This window comes from Gammaproteobacteria bacterium, from assembly GCA_013817245.1.
Classification (GTDB): Bacteria; Pseudomonadota; Gammaproteobacteria; order HTCC5015; family HTCC5015; genus JACDDA01.
Genome location: JACDDA010000007.1, coordinates 109501 through 131617 on the forward strand (window position 1 = coordinate 109501; position 22117 = coordinate 131617).

Genomic DNA, 22117 nt, shown 5'->3' on the forward strand with positions numbered 1-22117 from the left:
TCTGCTATTGAATAAAAGCTTTATCTCATTTTCACTGTCAACGCGACGGTAATAAAAGTTTCTGACAGCGTCACGCCATTTAAATCATAATCACGCACTTCATTGGCAATATCAACAGTGTAGTTTTCTGAAAAATTTGCACCAAAACCGAAAGTGCTGCTGTCATAATCATACGCTTGTGGTTTTTGCAGCGTTGTTTCTTCGGTCGCGGTAGCCGAACCAAAACGCAAAGCATAATTAATATTTTTAATCGGCATTGCTACTTCTAAGCCAAACGCGCTTTTTTCATATTGACCAATCACTGAAGAACCTGAAGGAGTACTCGTGATTTTATCCCAAGCCAATGTTTCAATTTGATAATTCAAATTAAGTAAGGCAGACGCAATATTAAAACGGCCATTTAATCCTAATGCCAAGGATTGCGGACGACCAAAATAACGATCTGCTGTATAAGTACCAAAATCTGCTTCTGTTTTATAAGTTAAACCCGCATTCAAACCCACCGTGCGCATATTCAACAACGCACTGTGCAAACCAAAAGTAAAACCAAACGCATTATCTTCCCAAATAAAATCTTCACTAGCAGCAATCATGTCGAAACTCGCACCTAGCCCAATATAATCGTGCACGTCCCATGCACCTGCCACAGACCACTGTGAGTTTTTAATATTTTTGGCGCCTTCTAGACTGCTCGCAGGCAAGGTGTAATCTTGTAGTTGAAAATAAGCAAAACCATAATTATTAACGCGATAACTTATCCAGTGCACAAAAAAATCGTCTTGCGTTACTTCGCTTGGTGCGTCACTGCTATAACTAGGCGCATTACCAACATTAATTGCAACTTCTGAATCAGGCGCATTCAACGACAAACCTGCGGGATTATAAAAAATAGCGGAGGCGTCATCTGCTTGACCAATAAACGCACCGGCCATACCAGCGGCACGAGTACCAGGCGTGGTGGCATTATATTCATAGGCAAGCGCGAGGTTGGCGACTAAACCCAACACTACGCTCAACAATACACGGGCACTTAATAATTTTAACGTTTGATCAAACACGAACACCTCCCACTTTATTAATCGTTTACTGATAACAAAATATCAGCAGATAGTTAGAGCAACATTCATGACAAAAGAGCCAATAAATCCTGCGTCATTCTGGCGGTCAATCCCCACAAACGCTCGCCTTCGTAGTCGCGATAATACACTAGCTGAGCACGCAACGTCGCTACTGCCTCATTGCTAACCGAACTAACCGGCGAAACCCGTGGCTTCATTTCATAATTTTCAGCCTGTCGCAACCATTGCAAAGGCATGATCAAGGTGCGGCTGACTTCAGTGGTTTGCAAAACGAATGTTTGCGGCCATTCCAAAATACCAATCACGGGTGTGACTTGTACGCCGGTAATGCTAAGCATACTGGGTAAACACGCGAGCACCTCAATAGCTTCTGGCAAAACCCCAATTTCTTCTTGCGTTTCACGCAATGCAGTTTGTAATGGTGTTTCATCCGCACGTGCAATGCCGCCCGGAAATGCAATCTGACCACTGTGTATATCGTGCGGATTTTCAGCGCGCTTGATATATAACAAATACCATGCTTGTTCATGCCATACCAATGGCAATAATACCGCCGCGCGTTTTTGTGAAGTTGATGTTATAGCCGGCACTGAATCCACTAAGGCTTGCTGGATCAATTGACTTAATTGTGCGCGGCTCCAATTCATTAGAAAAACATTATTAAATAAATTTTATGACTTGCGCTTTTATCGGCAGCGCTAGATCTTGCGTACGTTGAGATGAGGTATCACAGGGATTGATTGAGACTTCATTATTGTTAGTTGCAGGCAGCGCCATGAAGTCATACAGCTCTGTATCCAGCATATGCGAAGGCGCGATATTAGACAAAGACTGAAACAAGCTTTCGATACGACCTGGAAAGCGTTGTTGCCAGTCTTGCAACATGTTCTTAATCGCTTGACGCTGTAGATTTTCTTGCGAGCCGCATAAATTACAAGGAATAATCGGATGCGCACGATATTGCGAGTATTTTTGAATATCGTGTTCAGCACAATACGCTAACGGTCTAATCACAATATTTTTACCGTCATCACTTTTTAATTTCGGCGGCATGGTTTTTAACTTGCCGCCATAAAACATATTTAAAAATAAGGTTTCTAAAATATCATCACGATGATGGCCCAAAGCGATTTTGGTAATCGCATTTTTTTGTGCAAACTCATACAAGGTGCCGCGCCGCAAGCGCGAACATAAACTGCACATCGTTTTGCCTTCCGGAATAATTTCTTTAACGATGCTGTAGGTATCTTTTTCTAAAATCTGATAAGGCACACCGAGTGCTTGTAAATACTCAGGCAATACATGCACGGGGAAATCAGGCTGTTTCTGATCGAGATTCACTGCTAACAATTCAAACTGAATGGGCGCACTGCGCTGCAAACTTAATAACATGTCCAACAAAGTATAAGAATCTTTGCCGCCCGATAAACACACCATGACACGATCACCCGCTTCAATCATGCCGTAATCTTCAATCGCTTGTCCGACTTGACGGCGCAAGCGTTTCTCCAATTTTTTGGCAGTTACCGAGTGCGGGTAGTGAGTGAGCGTGTCTTGCATAACGAAAATCCTCAAGGCAGCCATTATGCCCGATGGTGTTGGTAGATAGCATCAAGCTTTAATGTTTTTGGCCGCTAGGGTGGACTTACAGGCCGAGCGGCAGCAGGGCAAACACTCTATTAAGCGATGAAAAGGGATTTTCATGTATAAAACCAACCACACCGGTATGTTGGGATATCTAGATCATTTGCGCAGTGATGCGCAGCAGTTAACTCATGAACAAGTGCAGGATTATTATGCGCGGTTAGAGCAGACACTCAATACGCTACAACATGCATCCCATAAAAAAACCCTTCCGAAACAGCCGCCTAGACAGCTATCAGGGAAGGGTTAGAGATCACGTTAATGCGTCGTTTTATACGCAACGCGCCATTAACTTAACGTTTTTTCAAATCCATTACATTGCGCGCCGCAGGGCCGGTATATAACTGACGCGGTCTGCCGATTTTTTTATTCGGATCGGCCATCATTTCGCTCCAATGCGAAATCCAACCTACCGTACGCGCAATCGCAAACATCACGGTAAACATTTCTACTGGGAATTTTAGTGCGCTGTAGATAATGCCGGAGTAAAAATCAACGTTTGGATACAATTTACGTTCAACAAAATATTCATCTTTCAAAGCAATTTCTTCTAAACGCATCGCTAATTCCATACGCGGATCGTTGCCGTATTTAGCCAATACTTCATGACAAATTTTCTTAATGATTTTAGCGCGCGGATCAAAATTGCGATAAACGCGATGACCAAAACCCATTAAGCGGAACGAATCATTTTTGTCTTTAGCTTTCGCAATAAACTTGTCGATGTTTTTGACATCACCAATTTCATCCAACATGTGCAATACCGCTTCATTCGCGCCGCCATGTGCTGGCCCCCACAAACAAGCAATACCTGCGGCAATCGCTGCATACGGATTGGTGTCTGATGAACCGGCTAAACGTACTGTTGAAGTAGAAGCATTTTGTTCATGATCGGCATGCAAGGTAAACAACACGTCTAACGCTTTTTCAGCAATCGGATCAATCACATAATCTTCTACTGGACGCGCAAACATCATGTGTAAAAAATTACCGGTGTAACTTAAATCATTGCGCGGATACATAAAGGGTTCGCCAACAATGTGCTTATAACAAGCGGCGGCAATCGTCGGCATTTTTGCGATTAAGCGATGCGCAGTTAACATGCGATGCTCAGGATTTAAAATATCTAAATCATCGTGATAAAACGCTGACAAAGAACCTACTACGCCGGTCATCATCGCCATTGGATGTGAATCATGGCGGAAACCTTTAAAAAATTGCAGCAAGGATTCATTGATTAAGGTGTGATGACTAATAGAATATTCAAACGCTTCTTTTTCTTTTGGATTTGGCAATTCACCATTTAACAATAAATGGCTCACTTCCAAGAAAGAACATTTTTCTGCTAACTGTTCGATGGGATAACCACGATACATCAGCTCGCCTTTCTCACCATCTAAATAGGTGATCTCACTGCGACAACTTGCAGTGGATACAAAACCGGGGTCATACGTGAAATAACCGCTTTGTTTATTGAGCGGCGTAATGTCGATGACGGGTGCGCCATACGTACCTTGATGGACATCAAGATCAAAACTTTTATTATTACTTGGATCTTGCAACGTAATTTTGGAATCGGCCATAGCAAACCCTTTTTCTTGATTAAAACCGAGGTCTTTTGAACCCCACCGTATGCTGTCTTGTGGACAATATTTTGAATTGCCGATCACTTGCAACCGGCCTTATAAAACGCTTACTTCGGGTAGCTGTTTCCGGCAACCTGACTAACACCTTCGCCAATACCGAGAGGTTCGCTTAGGGTTGCAAAGGGTAGTAAAAATTGCGTCTTAACACAATCCCGTAATACGAATAAGCCGCCATCAACAGCTTAGCGGCCATGCTCCCCGCTCCCTAAAATTTTAAGCATCTTGCGCTGTTTGATCGGTGACGGGGGCCTGTTGAGCATTCAACGCTAGTTGTTTGAATTCTAAAAAAAAATTCCTGATTAAGCGCGCACCAAAACGGATATACGTCCTCATCTAAACACAAATTTACTGATATAGTCCTTCTTAATACAGACCTTACTACGCCCGTTGCTAAACCATTTGGAATTGGCTTTGCTAAAAAAATTATCCCTCAAGTCAGACTGGATCATCGGTTTCGCTGTTGTCATCGTGCTCATCGTACTCGGTGGGTCTAATACTATTCGTGATCTTGAATGGGGCGCTTATAACACCGCAGTTTGGATCACACCGGATCGTCGTCCCAATCCACAAGTCGTCGTGGTTACCGTCGATGATGCCTCGATCAAGATGTTAGGTCGCTGGCCATGGACCCGCGATGAACTCACTACTATCACACGTAAACTCGATAATGCCGGCGCCACCGTTATTGGTTACACACTGCCCTTTGACGAACCGCAAAATCAACTCGCCTTGAGTGCGCTGAGTAATTATCGCGACAACGAAGTCGACAAAGACACGTTGCGCCTGCTCAATCTGGTTTTATTACAACTCAATACAGATCGTACCTTAGCTCACACCTTTAACCGCACCGGCAATGTTTTGTTATCCGTGCCTTATACCGCATTAACCAGCCGACCCGCCCGGCCCAGTAAATTGCCCACCATTATGCAGCCGCATGTGATTGAAGAATTGCTGTATCAAAAGGGTCAACATAATTGGTTCGCCGAATTTTTCCGTCCCAGCCGCACCATCAAAGTAGACGACATCATCGCGCCGGTAGGCGTCATTGGCCAAGCCGTGCGCGGCATCGGATTGGGCGTGGGACAACCGTCACTGGATGGTTTAAATGCGACCCGTCCCTTAATTGGCTTACACGGCGATCATTACTTACCGTCTTTTGCCTTACAAGCCACTCGCTGGAGCAATGAATACCGCCAGAAAAAATTTGCGGTCACTTTTAAAGACGGCATTTTGTTAGATGGCAAAGCACTCATTACCGATAAACAATTCCGCGCTTATCCTATGTTTTATAAATGGAAAAATGATCAACCCCCTTTTCCTACATATTCTTTTGCGGATGTATTTACCGATCGCGTGCCGCCTGATGCTTTCCAAGGAAAAATTGTTTTAATCGGCGCAACCATTGCGCGCCTTGAAGCGCCCGTTAAAACGCCCATCGCCAGTCCGATGGCGCCCGTGTTTTTAGAAGCGAACACCATCTCCGCATTACTTAACGGCGATCTTTATAGCGTACCCAGTTGGGCAACGCCAGGACGTTACTTAGCGTTTGTCATTGTGTGTTTATATTTAATGTTGATCTTACCGCGACTCAGTTTATCCACCGGTCTCGCCATCAGCAGTTTGTTATTAGTTGTCTTATTAAATGTGCATTTTATTGAAATGACGATTTATGCCACCTGGTTCCCGTTGATGGGTCCGATTGTGGCGTTGATTGGCGGACATTTATTACTCACCGCTAAACACTTAGTTGAAGCGCGCGTCGTGCGTTATCGTCAAGAATTATCCAACTCCAACAAATTACTCGGCCAATCTTATCAACTCCAAGCGCAGCTGGATTTAGCATTTGAAAAATATCGTATCTGCGATCCTAGCGATGAATTGTTTGGCCTGTTATACAACTTAGGTTTAGATTACGAACGCAAACGCCAATTCAACAAAGCCATCAACGTTTATAAACACATTCAAGAATATCAAGCCAAATACCGCGACATCGAAGAACGCATTAAAACTAATCTCAATACCAGTAACACCGTCGTGCTCGGCACCGGTGGCCAACGTAATGCGACTAATCATTCATTAGTAGCAGGCGAAGGCGTACAAAAACCTATGTTAGGTCGTTACCAAATTGAAAGTGAACTTGGACGCGGCGCAATGGGCATGGTTTATCTTGGCACGGATCCAAAAATTGGTCGCACCGTCGCCATTAAAACCATGGCGTTATCCGATGAATTCGACGCGGCACATTTAGAAGATGTTAAACAACGTTTCTTCCGTGAAGCAAAAACCGCCGGACGTTTAAATCATCCCAACATCGTCACCATTTATGACATTGGTGAAGAACACGATCTCGCTTATATCGCCATGGACTTCTTGCAAGGCAAAGACATGGCAAACTTCACCAAGCGCACCGAACTATTACCCATACCCGAAGTGATTAACGTCATCATTCAAGTCGCTAACGCGCTGGATTACGCACACAAACAAAAAATTGTGCATCGCGACATTAAACCCGCCAATATTATTTACGATAGACGCGCAAAAAAACCCAGCGTTACCGACTTTGGTATCGCGCATTTAACAGACACCAGCAGAACTAAAACCGGCACCATCCTCGGTACGCCATCATTCATGTCCCCAGAACAACTCTCTGGTAAAAAAGTCGACGGACGTTCTGATTTATTTGCTTTAGGTGTAACGCTTTATCAACTCCTCACCGCCAGCCTGCCATTCACCGGTGACTCTATTTCAGCATTAATGTATTGCATCACCAATGATCCACCGCGCGACATTTTAAAACTCCGCCCCGGTTTACCTATTTGCTTAAAACAAGTCATCGAAAAATCACTGGCTAAAGCACCCGAAGATCGTTTTCAAACCGGTCAAGAAATCGCCGTCGCATTACGTAAATGCATGCAATCCTTAAGCACCTTGCCCAATCGCAATAAAGACATGGGCGAAGCGCCGCATGAAACATTACAGCGACGTTCAAACGATTCGTAATCTTAGTTTTTTACTGCATTTAACTTATTACAAAATGTGAGCTGTTTTCTGCAATTATTTTTTCTCAGCGCTTTCTTCTTTAGCCATAAATTGCTTTGCTTGCTCAAGGCCCGCTGCAGCCGCTTTTTGAATCCATTTCATCTCCTCTGAATCATCACGCGGAACACCTTCGCCGCGGCCATACAACATCCCTAAATTATATTGTGCTGATGCATGATTTTGATCCGCTGCTTTTCGAAACCACTTATATGCCTCCACATAATCTTGAGCAACACCTTTTCCATCGTAATACATTACCCCTAAATTAAATTGAGCTGACGCATAACCCTGCTCTGCTGCTTTACGATACCATTTAGATGCTTGTAAAAAATCTTTCGTAACTCCTTTGCCTCGATCATACATTACCCCTAAATTATTTTGTGCTGCCGCATAATTATGCTTTTCTGCTTTAAGATACCAATTCAACGCCTCAACAAAATCTTGCGGAACACCTTCGCCTCGGTCATACAGCATCCCTAAATGATATTGTTCTTGCGCTCCATTCTGCTCTGCAGCTTTACGATACCATTTATATGCCTCTACAAAATTTTGCGAAACACCTTCACCTCGACTATACATCTGTCCTAAATTATATTGTGCTGAAGCATTATTTTGATCTGCAGCTTTCCGATACCATTTAGATGCCTCTACAAAATTTTGCGAAACACCTTCACCTCGACTATACATCTGTCCTAAATTATATTGTGCTGAAGCATTATTTTGATCTGCAGCTTTCCGATACCATTTAGATGCTTCTGCAAAATCTTCTGGGACTCCGTAACCCTCGTAATACATTATCCCTAAATTATATTGTGCTGAAGCATCATTCTGCTCTGCTGCTTTACGATACCATTTATATGCTGCTACCAAATTTTGCGGAACACCTTCGCCTTGGCTATACATTACCCCTAAATTATATTGCGCTGAAGCATTATTTTGATCTGCAGCTTTCTGAAACCATACTAAGGCTTCTGCAAAATCCTGCGCAACACCCTGCCCTTTGTAATACGTCAGCCCTACATTGAATTGCCCATCTCTATCATTCTGCTCTGCTGCTTTCCGGAACCATTTCAAAGCTTCTGTAAAATTTTGCGGAACGCCTTTACCTTTCGCGCACATCACTCCTAAATTCAATTGCGCTTTCACATTATTCTGCTCTGCTGCAATTCGATACCATTTAGATGCAGCTACAAAATCTTCTACAACACCTTGACCCTTCTCATGCATGCCTCCTAAATCATTTTGTGCGGCCGCGTAATTCTGCTCTGCTGCTTTTCCATACCATTTCAAGGCCTCTACAAAATCTTGTGGAACACCTTCGCCTCGAAAATACATAACCCCCAAATTATACTGAGCTAATACATTATTTTGATCTGCTGCTTTGCGAAACCACTTATATGCCTGTGCAGAATCTTGTAAGGCGCTAGCATCTTTCAGATACATTAACCCTAAGCTAATTTGTGCTGCTTCATGATTCTGATCTGCAGCTTTTCGATACCATTTCAATGCTTCTCCAAAATTTTGCGGAATACCTTCTCCTCGGTCATACAACACTCCTAAATTATATTGGGCTTGTGCCATATTTTTTTCTGCTGCTTTACGATACCACTGCGAGGCCTCTACAGAATCTTGCAGAACACCTTCACCCCGATCATACAGTACCCCTAAATTATATTGTGCTTCTCCATGATTTTGATCTGCTGCCTTCTGAAACCATACCAAAGCTTCTGAAAAATCCTGCGCAACGCCTTGCCCTTTGTAATACATAAGCCCTAAATTAAATTGCGCTGATGCATTACCATGATCGGCCGCTTTACGATACCATTTCAATGCCGTCACAAAATCTTGTGTAACGCCTTGACCTTCTGCATATATAAGGCCCAAATACACCTGTGCAATTATATTTTTGTTTTCAGCAAGCTGTAAAAATAATTTTAGAGCTTGCTTATACTGTTTTTCATCATAAGTATTAATAGCTTTTTTTAATTCAGCAGAAGTATCTAATAATATTTTAGAATTTATCGCATCGTTTTCAACAGCGAGAGCTAAAGCACTATTTGCCAGCATAAAGATATAACAGATTAATTTTTTAAATCGCATATAAGCCCTAGGTTTTAAAATCACAATCACTTCCGTATATTTCATCCTTGTTATGATGGCATGAATTTTACCCATATTTTTATCTGATGCACCAATTTAAATAAACCGATCTTCAATTCTTTTCATAAGCAGTTCGAATAAAGTCTCATGCGCCAACACAATCTGAGAGGAATGGCTGGGGTCTTCCCGGGGGTTGCCTGTAAATATCAGGCTCTATCCAGAGTTACATTTTAATTAGCCGGCGCATGCTTTTTAACGTGTATATGAAACGAAGCGACAACGCCCGTTATGGTGTGCCGAGTTGTGTTTAAGGGGTAACGGCACATGAACAGGGATGTTCAGGTGAGCCGAGCCGCGATAGGACATCGCGTCTCGGCGACGCGTCAGCCTTTAAAGATAACGAAGAAATACTGGAATGGAATTTCATTCCATTCCAGTACGTGACATCGGGAAAGTATTTTTTGGTGACTTTTTGTTACGACCGCAGATTTTTGCTCCTGCAAAATCCGCATTCATGCCATCCATGGCAATCAAAAGTTACTCGCTGTAGTCGCGCAGCGACGAGCGAAACGCTTTTAAATGTTACAAATAAACTAAAAACTTAAACCCTCGTCGCCCGAATAAACAACGGTAACCATGTCAGTAACAACACCATCGCCGATACAAAATTCACCCATGTCATCCACTGCATTTTTGCTTGAATCTCAGCCGCTGCTTCTGCTTTGAAAACCTGACACATTAAAACATCCAACATCACGACCATAAATAAAACCGGCGCAATGGCGGGTACAAATATACCCAAGGCAAAACCCCAGCCTTCGGCAGGCCGAAACACGGCCGTATAAACAGCAGCGAGGCTCGTACTCCAACACATGGCTAATAGCGCTAGGCGCAGAAAGCCCAGTTGTTGCAGTCGGACGCGTACGGTAAAAGCAGGCGGTGTTGGTGATGTGGTCATATAAAGACTCCTTATATTGAATTGGGCTTAAACATTGGCGGCAAGAGGCCGATTATACCGACTGAGCTTCTTTAATACTGGTCTAGTCATGGTTGAAACGGTCGACGACGAATTGGAAATCAATAAGTGGAAGAATCGCTATTTTGCTGCTTTAGAGGAGCAAGAAGCGGGCGACGTGCGCTGGCAACAAACCGGTAGCGCGCTAACGGATGCTTTGGATGCCAGTATGCAGGCGTGGTGGTTAAATGCACCGCGTGCTGAGCGTATTTTAAAAAGATTACGAAAATTCCCTGCGGATAGTCAATGGTACACCGCGGTGCGCGAGATCAATCAATTCGCGGCACAGCAACAAGAACAACGTGAACAAATCAGCGAGGTCTTTATTGATTGTTGCAAAGCATTGCTGGATCTTGCTTTGCAACAGAAAGTTTCTTTTGGGCAAAAATATCGTTTGAATCGTTTATACAAACAACTTAGCAAGTCTGGCTTGTCGATAGAAAATATCAGTGCTTTATTACAACAAATTTTAGAGCACTGGCCAAAAACTACCTTGCCCCTTCATCAAGAGCGTGCACCCGACAATGATCATTTAATAGATGATGCAAAACTAGACGCATTGGATACGACTTACACACAAACTAATTCAGCGGCCTTAAATCTAGATTCCGAAACGCTAGAGAATGCTTTACAGATTTGTCGTAAGTTAGTGCAGAAGTGTCAAGAAACCGGTGTTTCGCCCAGCACGATTAATGGTTTGCAAGCGTGGTTAGAAACGCCTACTAATTTGCCGGGTTTATTACATACCATTACTGATGCGTTTAATGAAGCGCTGCAAACGACTCAACAAGAATTCAGTGGATTTTTACAAGATATTAATGCGCGCTTGGCAGAGTTTCGCCAATTAATTAATCAAAGCCAAGTGGCCGGCAAAGAAAGCTTGTCTGACTCTAGTCATTTACACGATGCTTTACGTACGCATATAGAAACGATTAATCACAATGTCAGCACCGCTAAAAATCTCGACGGTTTGAAACAAGCGATTAATGCTCATCTGGCGCAAATCGAACACGCCATGACGCATTTCCAAGAAAAACAAAACTCGCGTGATCATGAGTTACACGACAAGGTCAGCACTTTATTTTCGCGCTTAGATAAAATGGAACAACAATCCACACAACTCTTAAGTGAACTCACGGAAACGCGGGCGCAACATCAACTAGACAGTTTAACTAAAGTGCCTAATCGACAAACCTTGGATGAACGTTTAAAACACGAAGTCATGCAAGCGCAATTGCACAATAAGAGTTTAGTGTTAGCGGTACTGGATGTAGATTTTTTCAAAAAAGTTAACGATCAATACGGTCATTTAGCCGGAGACAAAGTGTTACGCGCGGTGGGCAAAGTGTTAAACAAAAATTTACGACCGAATGATTTTGTGGCGCGCTACGGCGGCGAAGAATTTGTCATGCTAATGCCACATACACCGATGGAAGCAGCCACGCATGTGTGTGAACGTTTAAGATTAGCCATTGCAGACTGCCCTTTTCATTCACGCGGCGCGCGCGTGCCCATCACTGTGAGCATGGGCATCACGGACTATCGTATGGGAGAAACGCCGGAGCAATGTTTTAAACGTGCAGATCAAGCGCTTTATCAAGCCAAAAACACCGGCCGCAATCGTGTTGTTAGCGGCTAATATATAAATAGACTCGCCTAAAACCCTATCATCGGGTTACTATCGCGCCCGTCACACCACTACGCCGTCACTCATGTTTGAATTATTAACGCCAGATATCGCTTGGGTCATGATCGCCACTCTTGAAGTATTGTTGGTGGCTGGCATTGCGTATCTGCTATTAAATAAAAAATCCGCTCAACCTTTACCTTTATCAATACGCGAAAATTTAGTGCATGCGAGCTGGGCACTATTTTTTATCTGCCTACCTTTATTAGCAAATCAAAATGGCGCGTTGCTGCTGTACGCGTTGCTAAGTTATTTTTGTTTTAAAGATTATTTAAACGTATTACCCCCCAAACCGCTTGATAGCCGTCTCGTATTTTGGGCTTTGCTGTGTGTCCCTTTACAATATGGCTTGATCGCAAGTCAATGCAGCTTACCGATTTTAGTGCTTGCTAGTTTCACGTGGTTTATTTTATTAGGCTTGCGCACTATTAGTATTCAAGGCGCAGAGGATTTTTTGAAAACTTGGCTGTTTATGAGTTTCGGCGCGGTGTTATGTGTTTATAGTCTTAGTCATTTCGCATTGCTCATTACTCAAATACAAAGCCTTGCAAGTGCTTTGATTTTTTATATGTTGCTATTGTGTTTATTTTATCGCGCAACGCAACGCGGCTTACAACGTTATCACCATCGCTGGCCGATTAATGTTCCGTTGCAAGCAACCGAAGACAGCGAAAAGTCGCTATTGAGTTTGGGTTATTGGGATCCTATTTTACTTGCGGGCTTATTAACCATCATCGCAGGCGTTTTGATCGCGCCGATATTTACACCTTTAACACTCATTGAATCCATGTTGACTAGTAGCAGCTTGGTGTGTGCGTATCAGATAGTAGATAGTTTATTGTTGGCTTTACACCAAGATCAAAATGCAAAACTCCATCGCGGCATTTTCCCGCACGGCTGGTGTTTTAAACATACTCAACATTTCGCGGCGATGGCAACTTTGTTGTATTACTTGTACTGGGGTTTTTGGTCAGCGTGAAAACACACATTTTACAATGGCTAGATCAAGTCGCATGGCGCTATATGGTGCGCACTATAGGCTTTTTAATCAGCAGTTGGCGCATCAGCGGCTTACAACATTTGCCGGTACCGGGTCCTGCAGTTTTATTAGTCAATCCTTGTTCACGCTTTGAATTACATGTTTTATTAGCAAGCTTGCCGCCCGCTTACAGTGCACTGGTTGAGATTGCATCTTTGCACGCCGAACTTGATTCGCCTTCTAAACGTGCTAAGGCGATGCGTGAATCGTTAGAATTACTCGATAACGATATTGAATTACCCGCCGATGGTTTAACTTTATTAATTCAACACAGCCAAGATATTTTAAGTGCAGGACATGCCTTATTAATTTTTACCGATCATCGTCATCCGCCGAATCATTCGCGGCTAACGGTTTTATTTGATTGGTTAAGCGCGAATTATCCACACGCACCGATTGTGCCTATTACTTTGCGCGGCTTACACCAAGCCGGCGTCCAACAAGAAGGACATTTAGCGCCGCGTTTATTTGATATGCGGATTGGCGAAACTTATTTTCTACAAGCAGATGTCGTGTATTTAGAAACTGCGATTCAATATCCCGATGACGATATTACGTTGATTAGTACTAACAATCTCGATCTCAACATCGATGAACAGTTAGCAACGCGTCAAATAAATACAATGTTAGATACGCAGCAAGAAAGCTATTTACAAACTATCGCTTTAACGACTCAAATATTGCCGACTGACGAGGGATAACAAATCCCGGTACCGCCCAAACCACAATAACCGCCAGGATTTTTGGCTAAATATTGTTGATGATAATCTTCGGCAAAATAAAATACCGGCGCTAATACTAATTCTGTTGTAATCGCATTTTTACCGGCAGCACTTAATGCGCTTTGATAATCTGCTGCACTCTCTTGCGCTGTCATTAATTGTTCGGCATTGCTGCAATAAATCCCTGAACGATATTGCGTGCCACGATCATTGCCTTGTTGCATACCTTGGGTAGGATCATGACTTTCCCAAAACACAGTTAACAATTGCGCAAAACTGACTTGCTGTGGATCATAAAGTACGCGCACCACTTCATTGTGGCCGGTTAATCCCGAACACACTTCTTCATAAAGAGGATTTGGCGTGTAACCACCCGCATAACCCACAGCGGTAACTTGTACGCCGGACACTTGCCAAAAACGGCGTTCAGCGCCCCAAAAACATCCTAAACCAAACACAACTTCTACCCACTCGCTAGGATACGGCGGTAACAACGCGCGACCATTCACGTAATGTTTATTCGTAATCGTTAACGGTGTAGCGCGGCCACGTAACGCCTGTTCTGGTGCAGGCAAAACGGCGGCGTACTCTGCAGATTTCCACATAAATGACTCTCTTTTAGCGAAGGGTTGCTTGGCAACCACAAGTGAGCAAGCATCAGAAGCGCTTGCTAAGGTTATAGGCCTAATCTAGACTGCCGGCCGGTCAGAAAGTTGTGTCCTTAGCCGTGTTTATTAACCCACGCTCGGATTCTAGCCTTATTAAAACCCGCGTGGTCACTCTGGGTGACGGAATCTCGCGAATCCTCATTCAATAACTTACGGATTTCTACCCATGCAAATTACCCATAACACCGTCGTTGCGATCCATTATGTTTTAAAAGACACCGCTGGCGAAATCATTGACCGCTCAGAACCCGGCGATGCAATGCATTACCTGCATGGCGCTGGCAACATTATTTCGGGTTTGGAAAAAGCCCTGGAAGGTAGGCGCCAAGGCGACAGCATTGATGTGCATATCGCCGCAGAAGACGCTTATGGCCCCAGCCTACCGTTCTTAATTCAAGAAGTGCCACTAGAAGCGTTCGCAGGTGTAGGCGATATTCAACCCGGTATGCGCTTTCAAGCCGACACCGAACAAGGTCCGGTACCGGTAGTGGTAACCCACGTGAGTGATAGCATCGTAACGGTGGATGGTAATCATCCCTTAGCCGGACAAGCCTTACACTTTGCAGTGGAAATTGAAACCGTGCGCGCCGCAAGTGACGAAGAATTAAGCCACGGTCATGTACATGGTGCCGGCGGCCATCATCACGATCATTAAATCTCGCTTTTTTATTTAATCTCTTTTCCTGCTGCTGCAGCCAAATGGGTGATTTCAACATTTGGCTGTCAGCTCATCTGCTATTCTAAATCGCTGTTCAGCTTTGCCCTCTTCAGCTCTTGCGAGCCACTCGCAGATGTGGCGTACTAGCTAATGAGTCTTTACAATGCGTCCTCATTAAACGGAGCATCCGTAAGAATTTGCTGATGATTTAGCGAATTTTTTCGGGAAAAGTAGGATCACTTAGTCTTTACAGCCCTACTGCTGACTAATTGTGAGTTTAACGTGGTACTTGCTCCCGCAAATAATTCGTACAACAGTGCCAGCATAAAACTGAACTGCTATTAATTATCAGAGGATTTACACACGATCAGGCCTCAGACAATTGTTCAGTGTTGTAATATGCGCAACTGGTGCAAAACTGGCGCAAAGCACACCACTGCCGTAATCAACCGAACCTATTAACGTGCGGTTTGCATGACTATAAAAGACTTTAACGTTGCCGCCATCACTGGCGATATCGTACCTGCGGAGTAAGGGATTTATGAAAGTATTAGTGATTGAAGATGATCAGGATTTACGACATACACTCGCTACCTGCATGCAAGGCGAAGGTTACACGCTCGAAGCAGTCGCTGATGGTGAAAGCGGTTTGCGTTTAGCGCGCGAACAATTATTCGACATCGCAGTGATTGATCTGGGTTTACCCAATTTATCCGGCATTGAAGTGATTCGCGCATTGCGTCGTGACAATCAATTATTACCTATTTTAATTCTAACCGGTCGCGGCCGCTGGAAAGATAAAGTCGAAGGTTTAGAAAACGGTGCCGATGATTATTTAGTCAAACCTTTTCACACAGAAGAATTATTAGCACGAATGAAAGCATTAGTGAGACGCTCTTCGGCTTGGAGCAATGTCGAAATAAAATGCGGGCCTATCAATTTAAATACGGCGCAACAAACTGTCCAGATTAATAACACTGCCATCACCCTGACTCAATCAGAATACCGCATCATTGAACATTTAATGACACATGCGGGCAAAATCATTTCTAAAGCAGATTTAACTGAATACGTTTACAACCAAGACTTTGACAAAGATAGCAACGTCATTGAAGTGTTCATTGCGCGCTTACGCAAAAAACTGGATCCCGAAAGTGCAATAAACCCAATTGAAACATTGCGCGGTCGTGGTTATCGTTTCACGTTGCAACGTGAATAATCGCTTACCGTGAATCCCACTGATATGCCGAGTAACGCTAACAAAATATCCTCCAGCAGTTTTCGCGCGCCTTATCTTACGACTAATACCGATACCGTATTTGTTGCGCTGATTGTATTAGCAGCGCTATTGCTCGGACTTATCGGCGGCGCTATGGATAAGGCCTTTGTAGAAGGCGGGCAAAAAGCAGTCAGTGCGCGCTTGCACGTGATGAGCAATTATATCTTCAATAGAATCACACTAGATAAAAACGGAAAATTTCAAATTCCCGTTCCGTTAAATGCCGCCGCACCGGAAATACGCACGTCTGAATTATTTGCGCGCATCACTAGCCCTACCCAAAGCTGGCATTCTTATGACCCCAAAACCTTACAACTTCCCAGCACTTTTCCTGAACACTCCACGCACAAAACTGCAGTATTTAATATTAACAACCAATCTTTTTACATTATTCATATGCAACGCCTGCTACATCACGACCAACAAAGCGTCCCCGTCACTCTAACATTAGCCCTGGATATGACTTATTTTGACAGCGGGATTCGCGATTTCCGCTGGATCTTGTGGAGCGGCTTAGTGTTATGCGTAGTTATTTTATTGACCGCGATTTTAATCATCATCGCGACTTCTGTAAGACCCTTAAAACGTTTAGCCAAAGAATTACGCGCAATAGAATCTGGCCAACAAGATTCATTAGGCGGTGTGTACCCAAAAGAAATCGAATACATGAGCGAACATGTTAATCGCGTCATCAAACATCGTACGGTTTTATTTCAACGCTACCGTATCGCCTTAAGCGATTTATCACATGCTATTAAAACGCCGTTGAGCGTATTACGCGCCAGCGCTGAAAAAAAATTATTTGATAATTTAGAAGATATCGTCTTAGAACAAGTCGATCGCATGTCAAAAATAATTGAATACCATTTGCAACGTGCGGCAGCAGCCGAACAAGCACTGGGCACTGAAAACATTAATGTGCACCACATGGCCGAAACGATTACCAACACACTGAATATTATTTATGCACGTGAAGGAAAAAGTTGCACCATCAATATTAAAGAAGATATTTATTTTGAAATAATCTGGGGCGATCTATTTGAAATTATGGGCAATCTTTTAGAGAACTCATTTAAGTGGTGCCAACAACATGTCACTATTTCTGCCGAACAAGGCCTGCGTTATGAACGCGAATATTTATCCATTACCGTCGAAGATGATGGCCCCGGCATGGAAGCCGAAGAAGCAGAACGTTTAATGCAACGCTGGGTGCGAGGTGATCCTACTACTGAAGGTCATGGTATAGGGCTCAGCATTGTTAACGCTATCAGTGATAGCCATGACGGGAATGTCGAGGTCGCTCGCTCCAACTTAGGCGGCGCCAAAATTACTGTTTTGATTTACGCCAAGTTATTGGCTGCGCAATAAGTTATTGAAATTTATTAGCTAATAACGCTCGGCGATTTTGTAAATCTTGTTTCAGCAACTCAATATAATTATCAGGCACTGCATGCTGCACGGATGGACGAACCAAAACCGCATTACTCCAGATTTTTAGCGCATCAAAATCCTGTAATAAATCAATATGTGCCACCGTTTTATAAAAATCAAAATAACGGAATACCGTGGCATACACTGCATCAACCAATTGAAAATGACCTCCTGCAAAAAAAGGCGTGGCTTGTGTTACTAATTCTAATACTTGTAACTTTTCTTGTAGCAGCTGTTGTTTAGCCGAAAACTTCTCCAAGTCATCTGTAGTAAAAAACACCCAAACATCGCCCAGCAAAGTGGAGGCGTATTCAATCCATGCACGTTGCTTGGCCTTCTCTAAAGGATCGGCGGGATGCAGACTAGGCGGAGTAATTTCATCAAGATATTCGGTAATGACAGCAGACTCAAATAACACATCGCGCTGATTTACTTCTAATACCGGTACCCGGCCTAACGGTGACAATGCTAAAAACCAGTCTGGTTTATTTTTTAAATCAATAAAAGTCATATCATACGTAATGGCTTTTTCGGCCAACACAATGCGCGCACGTTGCACAAACGGACATAATAAATGACTGATTAGATGTAATTTTGGCGTGCTCATAAAAAATCCTCACACTATATAAAATTAAATTAAAACGGAAACGTTATTGCAACGCATCCAATGCTTAATCATACAATCATCATTGGATTGCAAAAAATGTCGTAATCCACTCAACCAACCGTCATATAAATTTGCTTTACTATGGGCGCAATTCTAGTAAGCCATATGATTTTAGATCTTACTCAACACTACTTAGGGAGAATAACGCAATGTTTAGCCAAACTAAAACTGTATTTTGTTGCGCTGCTCTCATCAGTGCGCCAGCATGAATGGCGTATGATTTTGGCAGCTTTGTCGAAAATTCTTTACGTACCGGTTCTTCGCACTTATTTGGTATCGACGCGCCGCTGCAAGCTTCCGCATCCGCATCCGCATCCGCATCCGCATCCGCATCCGCATCCGCATCCGCATCCGCATCCACCACACCTTATCGTACCACTGCTCAACGTGTTACCGATCAAGTATTGTTAGCAGGTAGTTTACACGCGGAATATTTGACCCGTGATACCGGAGGTAGATGACTACGGCACTGATGACATTATTAAAGCCACTGGTTTTAAAATCCCGCGAAGTAATAATCAAGGGAATTGGACGCACTGAGCATACGTTCACCCCATCTTTTTGGATGCGAAATTAGAGGCCGCTTTTATAGCCTCTTTTTTTATTAACTAGCCTACAATGGAACTACTGTATTAACCGTTGCTCTTAACCAGCAACATAGGAGTTTCGTATGCAACGTCGAGATTTTTTAGGTGTGCTGATCGCCACTGGTTTTCTTATACACACGTCATTAAGTAATGCTGCAAGCAAAATCATTAAACTCACACACTCCAAAGAGACCTGGCGAAAATTACTGGAGCCGCAGCGTTTTAGTATTTTATTTGAAGAAAATACCGAGCCCTCCAATAGTAGCGCACTGAATCATGAAAAACGCGAGGGTACTTTTATTTGTGCTGCGTGTTATTTACCTTTATTTTTATCCACGAGTAAATTTGATAGCGGCACGGGCTGGCCCAGTTTTTTTCGCCCCATCGAAAATAATGTAAGCACTAAAACCGATTACAAATTAATTTGGCCGCGCACTGAATATCATTGCGCACGCTGCAGTGGTCATCAAGGTCATGTATTTGAAGACGGTCCCGCACCTACTGGTTTACGGTATTGTAATAATGGTTTGGCATTGTTGTTTGTGCCGAAGACTGAAACCCTACCCGCGTTACGAGGCTAAACTCATGCGTTATTTTTTTGTGATTTTAATTAATATTTTTTTAAGCTTGCCTACATTCGCGGCTGACAAAATGGCGGTTGCAACTTTTGCCGGCGGTTGTTTTTGGTGCATGGAACCACCTTTTGATGCGCTACCGGGCGTCGTAGAAACTACCTCTGGTTATATCGGCGGCCATCTTAAAAATCCTGCTTATGAACAAGTATCAATGGGAGGCTCTGGTCATTTTGAAGCCTTACAAGTTCGCTACGATCCTCGCAAAATCAGCTATGCGCAATTGCTCAACATTTATTGGCATAACGTAGATCCCGTCGATGCGCAGGGTCAGTTTTGCGATAAAGGCCCACAATATCGCAGTGCCATTTTTTATCATGATGCCGAACAACAACAATTAGCGGAAGCCAGCAAGACTAAGCTCAATGCCGATAAAATTTTGCCTGCGAAGGCAGTCACTCCGATTTTACCAGCCGATACTTTTTACGCGGCGGAAGATTATCACCAGAACTATTATCAAAAAAATCCGGTACGTTATAAATTTTATCGTTACAACTGTGGCCGCGATCAACGCCTAGAACAATTGTGGGGCAAGGCAGGCAAAGCATCACATTAAATCCTTAATTCATATTCACCTGGATTTTAAAGGCAGCGTAATTGCACCGGAAAGGTGCCGAAAAGGTACAGACGCGGCACTGTTTTTTAACAGCAATGATGTAGGACAAATGCTGACTTGCTTGTAAGACATGTCTGATAGGCAAATGGATTTTGCCTGTTATACTGCGCCCGCCCCGCACAAGGAGTGGTGTTGTGAAGATACGTGTCATGCTTGAACCCAAACAACAAGGTTTTACCGCCATCGCACCGGCGCTTGCAGGTTGTAGTGGTCAAGGCTACACAAAAGAAGAAGCCTTGCGCGATTTGCAACAGGCGATTCAAGAATATCTACAAGTCATTGATGAAGAATTTTATGTCGGTGAAGGCGTAGAAGTACTCGATCTCGCTTTATAAACGTAAACCATCAATCAAGCTAAAGTTTTAAAGAGTACGGCCGCTAGCTGTAACGTTGCAGGGAGGTAACGTGATGCAGAAAATATATTTAATCGTAACAATATTATTCATTAACCATTCAGCATTCGCTGATTTGGTTCAAAAAAATCCACAATGGGGTAAATACTGCCAAAGCAGCGACAGCTATTCATTTCGTTTACACAATACCAGCGATAAACCCGTTGATGTCAAAGTCTGTTTAGAACAACACGGTCAACAATGGCATTGTTACATTGATAAAAATGTACAACCCGGCGCAATATTTCCCGCTGATAAAGAATATCGAGTTTGCCATGGCACAGGGATCGCTCAATGGTGGGTACGTGCGAATGGTGATTACAACGCGTTTCCGCATCCCTATTAACACTAATAAGTTGCAGCAACCCGCATAGAAACTGCAGTACAGCGCGCCAGTAATTTTTGTTTACTATCACGTAATTCTGCTTCGCTGTGCACAACCGTGCTACCCATATTAGTGACTTTGCCATAACCATAAATAAGCTCACCGTATTTTACCGCGCGCACAAAACTGGTATTTAATTCCAGTGTTGGAATCCACGTGTCGGGCGGTAACTGCGTTGCCATCGCGGTGCCAACACAATCATCTAACATTGCGCAGACAATGCCGCCTTGCACACCACCCACTGGATTTTCTAAACCAACCACGGGTTGAAAACGATATTCAACGGTACCTTTTTCGCAATCATAAGAAATTAATTCGGCACCTAAAATTTTTTGCGTAGGTGGAAAAATCGGCATCTCTAACAAAGTATGAATCATACGACGTTCAGTCATGCTTGATCTCCGGCATGCGATCAACGATGACACTGTCGCCTTCTAATTTCATATAAAAACAATTGGGACGTTCGGTGTGACACGCAGGACCCGTTTGTTCAACTTGTAACAACAACACATCACCATCACAATCTATGCGTAATTCTACCAACCGCTGCACATGACCCGAACTTTCACCTTTACGCCACAACGCTTGCCGCGAACGCGACCAATAACACACTTGTTTAGTGCTAATCGTTTCTAATAAAGATTGTTGATTCATCCACGCAAACATTAATACTTCACCCGTATCATGACGTTGCGCAATCACCGGAATTAAACCTTGCTCATTAAATTTCAATGCAGCCAGCACCTCTGACCAAGGAGTAGATTGGCCTAGCTCAGCAAGTTCTAAACGGGCAAATAAATCATTCATAAATAAAGCCTATTGATGGTCAAT

Annotated in this window: 23 protein-coding genes; 13 read left to right on the plus strand and 10 right to left on the minus strand. The window is 43.4% G+C overall.

The genetic code is table 11. The features are described 5' to 3' along the window. Positions 1 to 20: 20 nt before the first annotated feature. The 3 genes from H0W44_09455 to ttcA all read right to left on the minus strand — a co-directional run bounded on the left by H0W44_09455 (position 21) and on the right by ttcA (position 2639). Positions 21 to 1058, minus strand: coding sequence for a hypothetical protein (locus H0W44_09455; GenBank protein MBA3582663.1), 1038 nt, complete (start codon positions 1056 to 1058; stop codon positions 21 to 23). 65 nt (positions 1059 to 1123) lie between these two features. Further along, positions 1124 to 1726, minus strand: a complete 603-nt coding sequence (locus H0W44_09460; GenBank protein ID MBA3582664.1) for a CoA pyrophosphatase — start codon at positions 1724 to 1726, stop codon at positions 1124 to 1126. A gap of 13 nt (positions 1727 to 1739) precedes the next feature. After that, on the minus strand, positions 1740 to 2639 hold the full coding sequence (gene ttcA / locus H0W44_09465; GenBank protein MBA3582665.1) for a tRNA 2-thiocytidine(32) synthetase TtcA: 900 nt from the start codon (positions 2637 to 2639) through the stop codon (positions 1740 to 1742). Positions 2640 to 2781: 142 nt separating this feature from the next. Here ttcA and H0W44_09470 point away from each other — a divergent pair, with 142 nt between their 5' ends. Further along, positions 2782 to 2973 carry a hypothetical protein gene (locus H0W44_09470; GenBank protein MBA3582666.1) on the plus strand — a complete coding sequence of 64 codons (192 nt, stop codon included), beginning with the start codon at positions 2782 to 2784 and terminating at the stop codon, positions 2971 to 2973. Between the two features lie 43 nt (positions 2974 to 3016). On the opposite strand, the gene H0W44_09475 is transcribed toward H0W44_09470, so the two are convergent. Further along, entirely contained in the window at positions 3017 to 4306 is a 1290-nt protein-coding gene (locus tag H0W44_09475) for a citrate synthase (GenBank protein MBA3582667.1), read from the minus strand. Between the two features lie 531 nt (positions 4307 to 4837). On the opposite strand from H0W44_09475, the gene H0W44_09480 reads away from it, so the two are divergent. Continuing rightward, entirely contained in the window at positions 4838 to 7369 is a 2532-nt protein-coding gene (locus H0W44_09480; protein MBA3582668.1) for a CHASE2 domain-containing protein, read from the plus strand. Positions 7370 to 7423: 54 nt separating this feature from the next. Here H0W44_09480 and H0W44_09485 read toward each other — a convergent pair whose 3' ends face one another. Both H0W44_09485 and H0W44_09490 read right to left on the minus strand, forming a co-directional pair. Further along, complete coding sequence (locus H0W44_09485) at positions 7424 to 9475, minus strand: sel1 repeat family protein (GenBank protein ID MBA3582669.1); 2052 nt, start codon at positions 9473 to 9475, stop codon at positions 7424 to 7426. Between the two features lie 634 nt (positions 9476 to 10109). Further along, the gene (locus H0W44_09490) at positions 10110 to 10466 is read right to left on the minus strand and encodes a hypothetical protein (protein MBA3582670.1); all 357 of its coding nucleotides are present in this window, start codon (positions 10464 to 10466) and stop codon (positions 10110 to 10112) included. Between the two features lie 88 nt (positions 10467 to 10554). Between H0W44_09490 and H0W44_09495 the strand changes: the two genes are divergently transcribed. From H0W44_09495 to H0W44_09505, 3 genes are all read left to right on the plus strand, one after another. Beyond that, complete coding sequence (locus tag H0W44_09495) at positions 10555 to 12162, plus strand: GGDEF domain-containing protein (GenBank protein MBA3582671.1); 1608 nt, start codon at positions 10555 to 10557, stop codon at positions 12160 to 12162. Positions 12163 to 12235: 73 nt separating this feature from the next. Continuing rightward, positions 12236 to 13189 carry a hypothetical protein gene (locus H0W44_09500; GenBank protein ID MBA3582672.1) on the plus strand — a complete coding sequence of 318 codons (954 nt, stop codon included), beginning with the start codon at positions 12236 to 12238 and terminating at the stop codon, positions 13187 to 13189. After that, positions 13186 to 13950, plus strand: coding sequence for a hypothetical protein (locus H0W44_09505; protein MBA3582673.1), 765 nt, complete (start codon positions 13186 to 13188; stop codon positions 13948 to 13950). Before H0W44_09500 ends, H0W44_09505 begins: the two co-directional genes overlap by 4 nt. Here the strand turns inward: H0W44_09505 and msrA (H0W44_09510) are convergent. Further along, complete coding sequence (gene msrA, locus H0W44_09510; GenBank protein ID MBA3582674.1) at positions 13923 to 14576, minus strand: peptide-methionine (S)-S-oxide reductase MsrA; 654 nt, start codon at positions 14574 to 14576, stop codon at positions 13923 to 13925. The genes H0W44_09505 and msrA (H0W44_09510) overlap by 28 nt on opposite strands. 229 nt (positions 14577 to 14805) lie before the next feature. On the opposite strand from msrA (H0W44_09510), the gene slyD reads away from it, so the two are divergent. From slyD to H0W44_09525, 3 genes are all read left to right on the plus strand, one after another. Beyond that, the gene (gene slyD, locus H0W44_09515; protein MBA3582675.1) at positions 14806 to 15294 is read left to right on the plus strand and encodes a peptidylprolyl isomerase; all 489 of its coding nucleotides are present in this window, start codon (positions 14806 to 14808) and stop codon (positions 15292 to 15294) included. A gap of 544 nt (positions 15295 to 15838) precedes the next feature. After that, positions 15839 to 16516, plus strand: coding sequence for a response regulator transcription factor (locus H0W44_09520; GenBank protein ID MBA3582676.1), 678 nt, complete (start codon positions 15839 to 15841; stop codon positions 16514 to 16516). Between the two features lie 9 nt (positions 16517 to 16525). Then, positions 16526 to 17944 carry a GHKL domain-containing protein gene (locus H0W44_09525; protein MBA3582677.1) on the plus strand — a complete coding sequence of 473 codons (1419 nt, stop codon included), beginning with the start codon at positions 16526 to 16528 and terminating at the stop codon, positions 17942 to 17944. A 1-nt stretch (position 17945) separates the two neighbouring features. Here H0W44_09525 and H0W44_09530 read toward each other — a convergent pair whose 3' ends face one another. After that, a complete protein-coding gene (locus H0W44_09530) occupies positions 17946 to 18614 on the minus strand; it encodes a glutathione S-transferase family protein (GenBank protein ID MBA3582678.1) in 669 nt (222 codons plus the stop codon). 269 nt (positions 18615 to 18883) lie between these two features. Here H0W44_09530 and H0W44_09535 point away from each other — a divergent pair, with 269 nt between their 5' ends. From H0W44_09535 to H0W44_09555, 5 genes are all read left to right on the plus strand, one after another. Beyond that, on the plus strand, positions 18884 to 19135 hold the full coding sequence (locus tag H0W44_09535; GenBank protein ID MBA3582679.1) for a hypothetical protein: 252 nt from the start codon (positions 18884 to 18886) through the stop codon (positions 19133 to 19135). Between the two features lie 209 nt (positions 19136 to 19344). After that, a complete protein-coding gene (msrB, locus tag H0W44_09540; GenBank protein ID MBA3582680.1) occupies positions 19345 to 19842 on the plus strand; it encodes a peptide-methionine (R)-S-oxide reductase MsrB in 498 nt (165 codons plus the stop codon). A gap of 4 nt (positions 19843 to 19846) precedes the next feature. Further along, positions 19847 to 20449, plus strand: coding sequence for a peptide-methionine (S)-S-oxide reductase MsrA (gene msrA / locus H0W44_09545; GenBank protein ID MBA3582681.1), 603 nt, complete (start codon positions 19847 to 19849; stop codon positions 20447 to 20449). Positions 20450 to 20643: 194 nt separating this feature from the next. Then, positions 20644 to 20844 (plus strand): type II toxin-antitoxin system HicB family antitoxin, encoded by a 201-nt coding sequence (locus H0W44_09550; GenBank protein ID MBA3582682.1) that lies wholly within the window; start codon positions 20644 to 20646, stop codon positions 20842 to 20844. A gap of 70 nt (positions 20845 to 20914) precedes the next feature. Further along, complete coding sequence (locus H0W44_09555; GenBank protein ID MBA3582683.1) at positions 20915 to 21247, plus strand: hypothetical protein; 333 nt, start codon at positions 20915 to 20917, stop codon at positions 21245 to 21247. 2 nt (positions 21248 to 21249) lie between these two features. Here the strand turns inward: H0W44_09555 and H0W44_09560 are convergent, their stop codons facing one another. Beyond that, positions 21250 to 21678, minus strand: a complete 429-nt coding sequence (locus H0W44_09560) for a PaaI family thioesterase (GenBank protein ID MBA3582684.1) — start codon at positions 21676 to 21678, stop codon at positions 21250 to 21252. After that, positions 21671 to 22093: a phosphoribosyl-AMP cyclohydrolase gene (gene hisI / locus H0W44_09565; GenBank protein MBA3582685.1), complete on the minus strand. Its 423-nt coding sequence runs from the start codon at positions 22091 to 22093 to the stop codon at positions 21671 to 21673. The genes H0W44_09560 and hisI overlap by 8 nt, the downstream gene beginning before the upstream one ends. Between the last annotated feature and the right edge of the window lie 24 nt (positions 22094 to 22117).

Excerpts from the sequence above, each read along its gene's own strand:
- H0W44_09475 (MBA3582667.1), bottom strand. The coding sequence starts at position 4,306 with ATGGCCGATTCCAAAATTACGTTGCAAGATCCAAGTAATAATAAAAGT.
- H0W44_09495 (MBA3582671.1), top strand. The coding sequence starts at position 10,555 with ATGGTTGAAACGGTCGACGACGAATTGGAAATCAATAAGTGGAAGAAT.
- H0W44_09535 (MBA3582679.1), top strand. The coding sequence starts at position 18,884 with ATGGCGTATGATTTTGGCAGCTTTGTCGAAAATTCTTTACGTACCGGT.
- H0W44_09460 (MBA3582664.1), bottom strand. The coding sequence starts at position 1,726 with ATGAATTGGAGCCGCGCACAATTAAGTCAATTGATCCAGCAAGCCTTA.
- msrA (MBA3582674.1), bottom strand. The coding sequence starts at position 14,576 with ATGTGGAAATCTGCAGAGTACGCCGCCGTTTTGCCTGCACCAGAACAG.
- H0W44_09485 (MBA3582669.1), bottom strand. The coding sequence starts at position 9,475 with ATGCTGGCAAATAGTGCTTTAGCTCTCGCTGTTGAAAACGATGCGATA.
- H0W44_09470 (MBA3582666.1), top strand. The coding sequence starts at position 2,782 with ATGTATAAAACCAACCACACCGGTATGTTGGGATATCTAGATCATTTG.
- hisI (MBA3582685.1), bottom strand. The coding sequence starts at position 22,093 with ATGAATGATTTATTTGCCCGTTTAGAACTTGCTGAGCTAGGCCAATCT.
- msrB (MBA3582680.1), top strand. The coding sequence starts at position 19,345 with ATGCAACGTCGAGATTTTTTAGGTGTGCTGATCGCCACTGGTTTTCTT.
- H0W44_09500 (MBA3582672.1), top strand. The coding sequence starts at position 12,236 with ATGTTTGAATTATTAACGCCAGATATCGCTTGGGTCATGATCGCCACT.
- H0W44_09560 (MBA3582684.1), bottom strand. The coding sequence starts at position 21,678 with ATGACTGAACGTCGTATGATTCATACTTTGTTAGAGATGCCGATTTTT.
- H0W44_09530 (MBA3582678.1), bottom strand. The coding sequence starts at position 18,614 with ATGAGCACGCCAAAATTACATCTAATCAGTCATTTATTATGTCCGTTT.
- msrA (MBA3582681.1), top strand. The coding sequence starts at position 19,847 with ATGCGTTATTTTTTTGTGATTTTAATTAATATTTTTTTAAGCTTGCCT.
- ttcA (MBA3582665.1), bottom strand. The coding sequence starts at position 2,639 with ATGCAAGACACGCTCACTCACTACCCGCACTCGGTAACTGCCAAAAAA.
- H0W44_09490 (MBA3582670.1), bottom strand. The coding sequence starts at position 10,466 with ATGACCACATCACCAACACCGCCTGCTTTTACCGTACGCGTCCGACTG.
- slyD (MBA3582675.1), top strand. The coding sequence starts at position 14,806 with ATGCAAATTACCCATAACACCGTCGTTGCGATCCATTATGTTTTAAAA.
- H0W44_09520 (MBA3582676.1), top strand. The coding sequence starts at position 15,839 with ATGAAAGTATTAGTGATTGAAGATGATCAGGATTTACGACATACACTC.